The sequence below is a fragment of the Enterococcus sp. 2STP genome (assembly GCF_032465635.1).
Taxonomy (GTDB): Bacteria; Bacillota; Bacilli; order Lactobacillales; family Enterococcaceae; genus Enterococcus_B; species Enterococcus_B lactis.
In genome coordinates this window covers 187,407-197,191 of the sequence record NZ_JAWDJH010000018.1, presented here as the reverse complement: position 1 = coordinate 197,191, position 9,785 = coordinate 187,407, and the positions used below count along the sequence as shown (strand labels likewise).

The window sequence follows — 9,785 nt, the reverse complement described above, 5'->3', positions numbered from 1 at the left end:
AGTTTAATGTTTTTGTTCTGAATAAAAAAAGGTATAATTGGCATATCTTAACAAAGAAGATGTTTTGTTGAATAAAGTTCGTGAAAAGGGGTAATCAAATGAAGAGTGATCTGCAAATTTCACAAGAAACAGAGCTAGAACCGATTGTTGAAGTAGCTAGTAAATTAGATCTTAAGGAAGATGATTTGGAACTGTATGGGAAATATAAGGCGAAAATCAATTTTTCTGGAATCAATCGATCAAAGGATAACGCTGAGGGGCATTTGATCTTAGTTACTTCCATCAATCCAACACCAGCTGGCGAAGGAAAGTCAACGATCACTGTAGGGTTAGGAGACGCGCTCAATAAAATCAATAAAAAATCTGTTATTGCACTGAGAGAACCCTCACTTGGTCCTGTGATGGGAATCAAAGGTGGTGCTGCAGGCGGAGGATATGCACAGGTATTGCCTATGGAAGATATCAACTTGCATTTTACTGGTGACATGCATGCTATCACAACAGCTAATAATGCATTATCTGCTCTTTTAGATAATCATATTCATCAAGGAAATGAATTGAACATCGATGCTCGCCGAGTGATTTGGAAACGGGTAGTCGATCTCAATGATCGTGAACTGCGTAAAGTAATCGTTGGCTTGGGTGGGCCAATCCAAGGTGTCCCAAGAGAAGATGGGTTTGATATCACAGTTGCTAGCGAAATCATGGCTATCTTGTGTCTTGCGGCAGACCTTGAAGATTTAAAGGCTCGTCTTGCAAGGATCGTTGTCGGCTATACATTTGACCGTCAGCCTGTGACTGCTGGAGACTTGAAAGCAGAAGGCGCTCTGGCATTACTGCTGAAAGATGCAATCAAGCCGAATCTTGTACAAACAATTTACGGAACACCAGCTTTTGTCCACGGGGGACCGTTTGCCAATATCGCCCATGGCTGCAATAGTATTTTAGCTACCAAGACAGCATTGAGATTAGCAGATTACGTTGTCACAGAGGCAGGATTTGGTGCAGATCTTGGCGGAGAGAAATTTTTAGATATCAAAGTACCTAACTTGAAAAAAGCGCCGGATGCAGTGGTGATCGTCGCAACAATCCGCGCATTGAAAATGCATGGTGGAATGAAAAAGGATGAACTTAAAAATGAGAATCTTGACGCTTTGAAAATAGGTTTTGCAAATTTAAAACGTCATATACGTAACATGGAACAATACCAACTCCCTGTGATCGTTGCAATCAATGAATTCGTAACAGATACAGATAGTGAGCTTACACTGCTGGAGCACTTGTGCGAAGATCAGGGAATCCTTGCTAAAAGAGCAAGTGTATGGGCAAATGGAGCAGAAGGTGGCGTTGATTTAGCAGAAGCTGTGGTACGATTGATTGATAGAAAAGAAGCTGATTACAAGCCATTGTATCGCCTAGAAGAAACGATACAAGAAAAGACTGAAACAATCGTCAAGAAAATCTACGGAGGAAATGGTGTTGTTTTTAGTAAAAAGGCGCAAAAACAAATAGAAGAATTTACGAAAAATGGATGGGATAATTTGCCGATTTGTATGGCGAAAACCCAATATTCATTCTCTGATGATCCTTCATTGCTAGGCGCACCTGAAGATTTCACCATCACGATCCGAGAGATCATCCCAAAATTAGGGGCAGGATTTTTAGTAGCCTTAACTGGGGATGTTATGACGATGCCTGGTTTGCCTAAAAAACCTGCTGCATTAAATATGGACGTGACAAACGACGGAGAAGTATTGGGATTGTTTTAAGCTTGATTATAATCTACCGTATACTAAATAACTTTCATTAAACATAAGAGGAGCTGTATTTTGACTACAGCTTCTTTTTTTGAAGGTGTCAAGAGATTAATTGTGTTTGCACTAGGATCATTCTTTTTCTTTATTGTATTTTGAGCTATACTAAAGCATAATAGGAGGGTACGATGAAAACGACATTTATAAGAAAAACCGGTTTTTACGGTATGGGCAGCTCGATTCAATTAAGAATCAATAATGAAAAACGCAGTGTTCTCAATCATGAACAAAAGATAACGCTTGATCTGGAAGTGCCCTTTACGATGCAGGTCACCTTTTATTGGCTAAAAAGCCCCGTTTATACAGTGAAAGAAGCAAAGCCTGTTTATGTGATCACAATGAATGGTTTGATTCTTCAAATCTACCCGTTCTTATTTCTGGCAACTGGTTTGGGGGCCGTTTTCCTACAAAATCTATTTTTCAGTTTTTTTGCAGTTATCGTGTTGTTTGCGTTCTTTTTCTATATAAAAAACCGGGCATATTTGATCAAGGAGGAAAATTATGGCAAACTCTGATCTTTTTTTAATCAGTTTCAATCGAATCGAAAAATGGATGAGAGACGAGATGGGAAATGCACGAAACATGGGATTTACCGAACTTGTCAGACGCCTAGCTCAAAGAAAACAATTGATGATCAGAAAATATGAAGATGATCTTTTACAGCTTGCTCAGTTAAGGAATGCGATCGTCCATGACCGGATCGCCGTCGATTTTGTCATTGCAGAACCAAATGATTGGACAGTCAAGCGAATCCAGCTGATCGAACAAGAACTGATACGCCCAGAAACCGTACTACCTCGATTTGCGAAACGTGTAACAGGTTTTGAGCAAGATCTTCCGCTACTTGAACTGTTAAAGATAGTAGCAGAAAAAAGGTATTCACAGTTTCCGTTATACAATAAAGGAAAATTTGTAGCATTGATTACTTTACGGAATATCGGATTTTGGCTAGCAAAAGAAAGCCAAAAAGGTCCTGTTGATTTAACAAATAAACGAGCATTGGATTTGATTATCCAAAATGGGAAGTACACAAATTATCATTTTGTTCCAGCTAAAACACATATTTATGAGGTTGAAGCGATGTTTCGCGAGCAAGGAACTTTGGAAGCCGTACTTATCACTAAAGATGGGAATCCCGATGGTAATCTGCTTGGGATCATACGACCTCGCGATATTTATAAACAAATAGAAAAGGATTGATTTTTTGTTAATTATTTATTGGATATTCAGCGCTCTGCTAGTGGGAGTGGATCAGCTGGTCAAATGGTGGATCACTGATAATTTAGCGCTTGGAGAGACGAAAAGTCTTATACCAGGTATTTTGTCACTGAATCATATTCGAAACACTGGAGCCGCATGGAGTATGCTAGAAGGGAAGATGTGGTTCTTTACTATAGTGACACTCATTGCAGTCGTTGTGATTCTCACATTGATGATTAAAAATCGTGAAAAAAGTAATCGCTGGTTCATGATTGGATTGAGCCTGATTCTAGCTGGTGCGATTGGCAACTTTATTGATCGTCTCCGACTTGGCTATGTAGTAGACATGTTTCAAACAGACTTTATGAACTTTCCAATTTTCAATGTAGCAGATGTGACACTTGTATGTGGAGTGATCTGTATATTAATTTATATTATTTTAGATGAAAAGGATCAAAGAAAAAAATGACCGAACTTAAAACAACGATTCGCCATGAATCTGGTAGGATCGATAAAGTATTGACTAATCTATTCAGTGATTACAGCCGTTCGCAAATTCAATTGTGGCTGAAAGAACGTGCGGTTTCTGTCAATGGACAACCAGTCAAAGCAAATTACAAAGTAAAACAAGGAGACGAGATCACTGTCTTGATTCCTGAACCAGAAACATTAGATGTTGTCCCAGAGAACATCCCGTTGACCATCGTTTACGAAGATGAAGATGTCGCGGTAATCAATAAACCCCAAGGAATGGTCGTTCATCCTTCAGCAGGTCATACGCATGGCACAATGGTCAATGCGCTGATGTATCATATCAAGGATCTTTCTACGATCAACGGGGTTATCCGACCAGGTATCGTCCACCGAATCGACAAAGATACTTCAGGTCTGCTGATGGTTGCTAAAAATGACCAGGCACACGAATCATTAGCTAAGCAACTAAAAGATAAGACTTCTTTACGTAAATATGTTGCTTTAGTCCATGGAGAGATTCCTCACGAAAAAGGCACGATCAATGCGCCAATCGGCCGTTCGAAAGAAAACCGAAAAATGCAGGCTATAAGAGAAGATGGGAAGCCAGCTGTCACGCATTTTACTGTGTTGGAACGTTTTGAAGGTTTTACTCTGGTTGAATTAAAACTGGAAACTGGAAGAACACATCAGATCCGTGTGCATATGAAGTATATCGGCTATCCGTTAGCTGGAGATCCAGTATATGGACCGAAGAAAACTTTGAAAGGCAATGGCCAGTTTCTCCATGCGCAAATGCTAGGTTTTACACACCCGACTACAAACGAAAAGATGGTCTTTGAAGCACCTCTTCCAGAAGTTTTTGAAAAAACTTTAGAAAAATTAAGAAAAAACATTGCATTTTAATTTAGATAACGGTATAGTAATTAACAACGAAAGCATAAAACTTAATAGAATTCCTTTAAGTTTAGTCCCGTGAGGCTAAGAAGGGTGGGAGCAAGGATACGTATGGTGCGCCATAAAGTAAATTGCTCATTGACATAGTATAGCTATCAGTGTATCAGTATACGCTCAGTCTAAACATTCCTCCTGTCCTCTTAGGGCAGGAGTTTTTTTATGCAAAAAAGTAGGGGGAATGAAAATGCAAGCAAAAGAAGTAGTAGATCAGGTAACGATGAAGCGAGCATTGACTCGAATTACTTATGAGATTATCGAGAGAAACCATAGTATCCAAGATATCGTATTGGTAGGTATCAAAACACGAGGGATCTACATTGCATCAAGAATCGCTGAACGTTTGAAGCAACTAGAAGATATCGATATTCCTGTGGGAGAACTAGATATCACTTTATACCGAGATGACAAAAAAGAAAATCCAGAAGAACCGGAACTTCATTCTTCTGACATCCCAGTTTCCTTAGAAGGAAAAGAAGTTATTTTGATTGATGATGTTTTGTATACAGGACGAACGATTCGAGCGGCAATGGACGCAGTAATGGATTTTGGCAGACCAAGAAAAATTTCATTAGCAGTCCTAGTAGATCGTGGGCATCGAGAATTGCCAATCCGTGCAGATTATGTTGGGAAGAACATTCCAACATCTCGGGCGGAAGAGATTTTAGTAGAGATGCAAGAGCTTGATGGACAAGATCGCATCATGATTTTGAAAGAGGAAGATTAGAGGAGAGAGAAACATGTCGGAGAAAAACGGATTTCATAATGATGACGTGGTGTTAGATATCCACGATCGCCCAACCCCAAGACATTGGGTTGGATTAAGTTTACAACACTTGTTCACGATGTTCGGAGCAACCGTGTTAGTACCTATCTTAGTAGGGATCGATCCAGGTATCGCGCTAGTCAGTTCAGGACTAGGGACATTGGTGTACTTATTTACTACTAAAGGAAAGATACCGGCGTACTTAGGAAGCAGCTTCGCTTTCATTGCGGCGATGCAGCTTTTGATGAAAACAGATGGTTATCCAGCGATTGCACAAGGAGCAGTCACAACTGGATTAGTCTACTTGATTGTTGCGCTGATCATCAAAAAGATCGGTTCAGCATGGCTGGATAAAATCTTGCCTCCGATCGTCGTCGGCCCAGTCATCATGGTTATCGGGTTGGGACTTGCGGCAAATGCAGCAACAAATGCTATGTATAATCAAGGCACATATGATTTCAAGTATATTGCCGTAGCACTGATCACATTAGGATTGACCATCTTCTTCAACATGTGGCTAAGAGGTTTTCTCGGATTGATTCCGATTTTACTAGGTATTATTAGCGGGTACATCGTAGCCTTGCTGTTTGGAATCGTGGATACTAAGCCAATCGTAGACGCTGCCTGGTTTGCTGTTCCTAACTTTGAGATTCCCTTTGTACAATATGAACCAAAGCTATATCTTGGAGCAATCACAACAATGGCACCCATCGCTTTTGTGACGATGACAGAGCATATCGGCCATCTTATGGTATTGAATAAACTAACTAAACGTAATTTCTTTGAAGAACCGGGTCTTCATAAGACGTTGACAGGTGATGGCTTAGCACAAATCGTAGCAGCCTTCGTTGGTGGACCTCCTGTAACAAGTTACGGCGAAAACATTGGTGTTCTGGCTATCACACGCGTCCACAGCGTGTTTGTGATTGGGGGAGCTGCAGTCTTTGCAGTCGTTTTGGGATTCGTAGGAAAATTAAGCGCTTTGATTTTAAGTATCCCTGGACCAGTCATCTCAGGAATCAGTTTTATCTTGTTTGGCGTCATTGCAGCAAGCGGAATGAAGATTTTGATCGAGAACAAAATCGATTTTGACAAAAAGAAAAATCTGTTGATTGCTTCAGTTATCCTAGTAGTAGGAATTGGCGGACTTGTCTTTGAAGTAGGCACATTTACATTGTCGGCAATGGCGTTAGCAACTGTACTTGGCATCATTTTAAATCTTATCTTACCAGAAACTTCACGAAGCGAAGAAAACTAAGGAGGAAACATTATGATCATCAAATCAGAACGTATCAGTTTAAAGCATTTATTGACCGTTGAGGCACTTACTGACCAAGAAGTTATGGGCTTGATTCGCAGAGGGCAAGAATTCAAGCAAGGGGCTAATTGGACTCCGCAAAAGCGCCAGTACTTTGCTACAAACCTCTTTTTCGAAAATAGTACCCGCACACATAAAAGTTTTGACGTAGCGGAGAAAAAACTAGGGCTCGAAGTGATTGAATTTGAAGCAAGTACAAGCTCTGTCCAAAAAGGAGAAACGTTATACGATACAGTACTGACGATGTCTGCATTAGGTGTAGACGTAGCGGTCATCCGTCATGGTGATGAGAACTATTATGACGAACTGATACAAAGCAAAACCATCCAGTGCTCGATTATTAATGGGGGAGACGGAAGCGGACAGCATCCAACCCAATGCTTGCTTGATTTGATGACTATTTATGAAGAATTTGGACACTTTGAAGGACTGAAAGTTGCCATTGTAGGGGACATCACTCACTCTCGGGTAGCGAAATCCAATATGCAGATGTTAAAACGCTTAGGTGCACAAGTATTCTTCTCAGGTCCTAGAGAATGGTACGATGAGGAGTTCGAAGTATACGGACATTATATGCCATTGGACGAACTGCTAGATCAAGTTGATGTCATGATGATGCTTCGAGTGCAACACGAACGCCATGATGGAAAAGAAAGCTTCTCAAAAGAAGGCTACCATCAGGAATATGGTTTAACAGTTGAACGTGCGAAGAAGCTGCAAAAACATGCGATCATTATGCACCCAGCACCAGTTAACCGCGATGTGGAATTAGCTGATTCATTAGTGGAAGGATTACAGTCACGAATCGTTCAACAAATGAGCAATGGTGTCTTTGTCAGAATGGCAATCTTAGAAGCAGTGCTAAATGGAAAAGCGTAATTATAGGAGGATGAAAAAATGAAAACACTCATTAAAAACGGTCAGATCAATACACGAAAAAATATGACGACACCAGCAGAAATTTGGATAGAAGATGGGCGAATCAAAGCAATCGGTACAGGATTCTCAGAAGCCGAATTTGATGAAGTGTTTGATGCAAAGGAACAATTGATCACACCTGGTTTAGTGGACGTCCATGTCCATTTGAGAGAGCCAGGATTTACATACAAGGAGACGATCGAAGCTGGAACTCGCTCAGCTGCACGTGGTGGTTTTACTACTGTATGCGCGATGCCGAATTTAAATCCTGTACCTGATACGGCAGAAAAGCTGAAACAAGTATATGACATCATTAGAAAAGACGCAGTTGTGAAGGTATTACAGTATGCGCCAATCACAGAAAATCTGCGAAGTGAGAAATTAGTTGATCAAGAAGCACTGATTGAAGAAGGTGCTTTTGCTTTCACAAATGACGGTGTAGGTGTCCAAACGGCTGGAACGATGTATCTGGCTATGAAAGAAGCTGCGAAAAACAATAAAGCACTAGTAGCCCATACAGAAGACGAATCTTTATTATTTGGCGGTGTTATGCACGCTGGCAAGAAGGCAGAAGAACTTGGTCTTCCCGGAATCTTAAGTGTAACCGAGTCTTCTCAAATCGCCAGAGATCTGTTGCTAGCTGAAGCAACTGGTGTTCATTACCATGTGTGCCACGTATCTACTAAAGAGAGTGTCCGAGTAATCAGAGACGCAAAAAAAGCAGGAATCCAAGTAACAGCGGAAGTTTCGCCCCATCATCTTATTTTGATCGACGAAGATATTCCCGAAGATTTCGGCTTTTGGAAAATGAATCCACCGCTAAGAGGACGGGAGGACAGGGAGGCCTTGATTGAAGGTTTGCTTGACGGCACAATCGATTGTATCGCTACAGATCATGCCCCACATGGATTAGAAGAAAAAAGCCAAAGCTTCATGAAATCACCATTTGGCATCGTAGGAAGCGAAACAGCATTCCAACTGATCTACACTCATTTTGTAGAAACTGGACAATTCACATTGGAACAAGTAATCAATTGGTTGGCAGTTAAACCGGCTGAGATTTTTGGTTTGAATGCAGGAACGCTGACAGTCGGCGCACCCGCTGATGTAGCAATTTTTGATATTACAAAAACTTGCACGATCGATAAAGAAGACTTTTTATCAAAAGGGGAAAATACACCTTTTATCGGCTGGAAAGTAAAAGGCGAAACACAAATGACTTTTGTCAACGGAAAACTTGTGTGGCAGAAGGGAGAATAAAAGTATGGAACGTTTGCTTATATTAGAAGATGGAACAGTTTTCGAAGGAAAAGCTTTCGGCGCGGATGCGAATGTCTTCGGAGAAATCGTTTTTACAACAAGCATGACTGGTTATCAAGAAACCATCACCGATCAAAGTTTCAACGGTCAAATCATTACATTTACCTATCCTATGGTGGGCAATTATGGGGTAAATAGAGATGATTATGAATCGATTTCTCCAACATGCAAAGGAGTAGTAGTAAAAGAGCACGCGCGTGTAGCTTCAAACTGGCGAAACCAAATGACGCTAGATTCATTTTTGAAACAAAAAGGGATTCCTGGAATATCAGGTATCGATACACGCGCCCTTACTCGTAAAATCCGTGAAGTCGGAACGATGAAAGCAAGTATCGTTGATGCTGGAGATTCCTTCGAACATGCATTTGATCAGCTGAAAGCAACCGTTCTAGCAACCAATCAAGTGCAGCAAGTCTCCACTAACAAACCCTATCCAAGTCCAGGAACAGGGCGGAAAGTCATCGTCATTGACTTCGGCTTGAAACATAGTATTTTACGAGAATTGAGTAAAAGAAACTGTAACCTCACAGTACTTCCCTATAACACAGATGCCGAGACGATTTTAGCGCTATCACCAGACGGAGTCATGCTGACGAATGGACCTGGTGATCCAAAAGATGTGCCAGAAGCAATCGAAATGATCAAAAAAATCCAAGGAAAAGTACCGATTTTTGGTATTTGCCTTGGCCACCAGTTATTTGCTTTAGCCAACGGTGCAGATACCTATAAAATGAAATTCGGACATCGAGGATTAAATCATCCAGTCCGAGAAGTAGCGACCGGAAGAATTGATTTTACTTCTCAAAATCATGGCTATGCAGTCGATGAAGCCACGATTGATCCAGAAAAACTCATCGTAACCCATGTAGAAGTGAATGACGGAACAGTAGAAGGAGTCAAACACAGAGATTATCCCGCTTTCAGTGTGCAGTTTCATCCAGATGCTGCCCCTGGTCCGCATGATGCACTACATTTATTTGATGAATTTATGGAAATGATGGATGCAGGAAAGGAGCAGTAAACA

General features: G+C 40.9%; 10 protein-coding genes. All 10 read left to right on the top strand.

Features of this window, described 5'->3' with window-relative positions; translation table 11 throughout:
* The first annotated feature begins 98 nt into the window (after positions 1-98).
* The 10 genes from RWU19_RS07615 (at position 99) to RWU19_RS07570 (ending at position 9,782) form a co-directional block, all read left to right on the top strand.
* On the top strand, positions 99-1,769 hold the full coding sequence (locus RWU19_RS07615; protein ID WP_024635171.1) for a formate--tetrahydrofolate ligase: 1,671 nt from the start codon (positions 99-101) through the stop codon (positions 1,767-1,769).
* 173 nt (positions 1,770-1,942) lie between these two features.
* The gene (locus RWU19_RS07610) at positions 1,943-2,329 is read left to right on the top strand and encodes a hypothetical protein (protein WP_002315065.1); all 387 of its coding nucleotides are present in this window, start codon (positions 1,943-1,945) and stop codon (positions 2,327-2,329) included.
* Positions 2,316-3,014, top strand: a complete 699-nt coding sequence (locus RWU19_RS07605) for a CBS domain-containing protein (RefSeq protein ID WP_002309327.1) — start codon at positions 2,316-2,318, stop codon at positions 3,012-3,014. The genes RWU19_RS07610 and RWU19_RS07605 overlap by 14 nt, the downstream gene beginning before the upstream one ends.
* A gap of 4 nt (positions 3,015-3,018) precedes the next feature.
* On the top strand, positions 3,019-3,483 hold the full coding sequence (gene lspA / locus RWU19_RS07600; protein WP_002335692.1) for a signal peptidase II: 465 nt from the start codon (positions 3,019-3,021) through the stop codon (positions 3,481-3,483).
* Positions 3,480-4,391: an RluA family pseudouridine synthase gene (locus tag RWU19_RS07595; protein ID WP_002315064.1), complete on the top strand. Its 912-nt coding sequence runs from the start codon at positions 3,480-3,482 to the stop codon at positions 4,389-4,391. The genes lspA and RWU19_RS07595 overlap by 4 nt, the downstream gene beginning before the upstream one ends.
* A 235-nt stretch (positions 4,392-4,626) precedes the next feature.
* Positions 4,627-5,166, top strand: coding sequence for a bifunctional pyr operon transcriptional regulator/uracil phosphoribosyltransferase PyrR (pyrR, locus tag RWU19_RS07590; RefSeq protein ID WP_002295862.1), 540 nt, complete (start codon positions 4,627-4,629; stop codon positions 5,164-5,166).
* Between the two features lie 13 nt (positions 5,167-5,179).
* Positions 5,180-6,463 (top strand): solute carrier family 23 protein, encoded by a 1,284-nt coding sequence (locus RWU19_RS07585; RefSeq protein ID WP_123837975.1) that lies wholly within the window; start codon positions 5,180-5,182, stop codon positions 6,461-6,463.
* Positions 6,464-6,475: 12 nt separating this feature from the next.
* Positions 6,476-7,402 (top strand): aspartate carbamoyltransferase catalytic subunit, encoded by a 927-nt coding sequence (locus RWU19_RS07580; protein WP_002335694.1) that lies wholly within the window; start codon positions 6,476-6,478, stop codon positions 7,400-7,402.
* Positions 7,403-7,420: 18 nt separating this feature from the next.
* Positions 7,421-8,701, top strand: a complete 1,281-nt coding sequence (locus tag RWU19_RS07575; RefSeq protein WP_024635173.1) for a dihydroorotase — start codon at positions 7,421-7,423, stop codon at positions 8,699-8,701.
* Positions 8,702-8,705: 4 nt separating this feature from the next.
* A complete protein-coding gene (locus RWU19_RS07570) occupies positions 8,706-9,782 on the top strand; it encodes a carbamoyl phosphate synthase small subunit (protein ID WP_002345088.1) in 1,077 nt (358 codons plus the stop codon).
* The last annotated feature ends 3 nt before the right edge of the window (positions 9,783-9,785 follow it).

Excerpts from the sequence above, each read along its gene's own strand:
- RWU19_RS07615 (WP_024635171.1), top strand. The coding sequence starts at position 99 with ATGAAGAGTGATCTGCAAATTTCACAAGAAACAGAGCTAGAACCGATT.
- RWU19_RS07610 (WP_002315065.1), top strand. The coding sequence starts at position 1,943 with ATGAAAACGACATTTATAAGAAAAACCGGTTTTTACGGTATGGGCAGC.
- RWU19_RS07605 (WP_002309327.1), top strand. The coding sequence starts at position 2,316 with ATGGCAAACTCTGATCTTTTTTTAATCAGTTTCAATCGAATCGAAAAA.
- RWU19_RS07595 (WP_002315064.1), top strand. The coding sequence starts at position 3,480 with ATGACCGAACTTAAAACAACGATTCGCCATGAATCTGGTAGGATCGAT.
- pyrR (WP_002295862.1), top strand. The coding sequence starts at position 4,627 with ATGCAAGCAAAAGAAGTAGTAGATCAGGTAACGATGAAGCGAGCATTG.
- RWU19_RS07585 (WP_123837975.1), top strand. The coding sequence starts at position 5,180 with ATGTCGGAGAAAAACGGATTTCATAATGATGACGTGGTGTTAGATATC.
- RWU19_RS07580 (WP_002335694.1), top strand. The coding sequence starts at position 6,476 with ATGATCATCAAATCAGAACGTATCAGTTTAAAGCATTTATTGACCGTT.
- RWU19_RS07575 (WP_024635173.1), top strand. The coding sequence starts at position 7,421 with ATGAAAACACTCATTAAAAACGGTCAGATCAATACACGAAAAAATATG.
- RWU19_RS07570 (WP_002345088.1), top strand. The coding sequence starts at position 8,706 with ATGGAACGTTTGCTTATATTAGAAGATGGAACAGTTTTCGAAGGAAAA.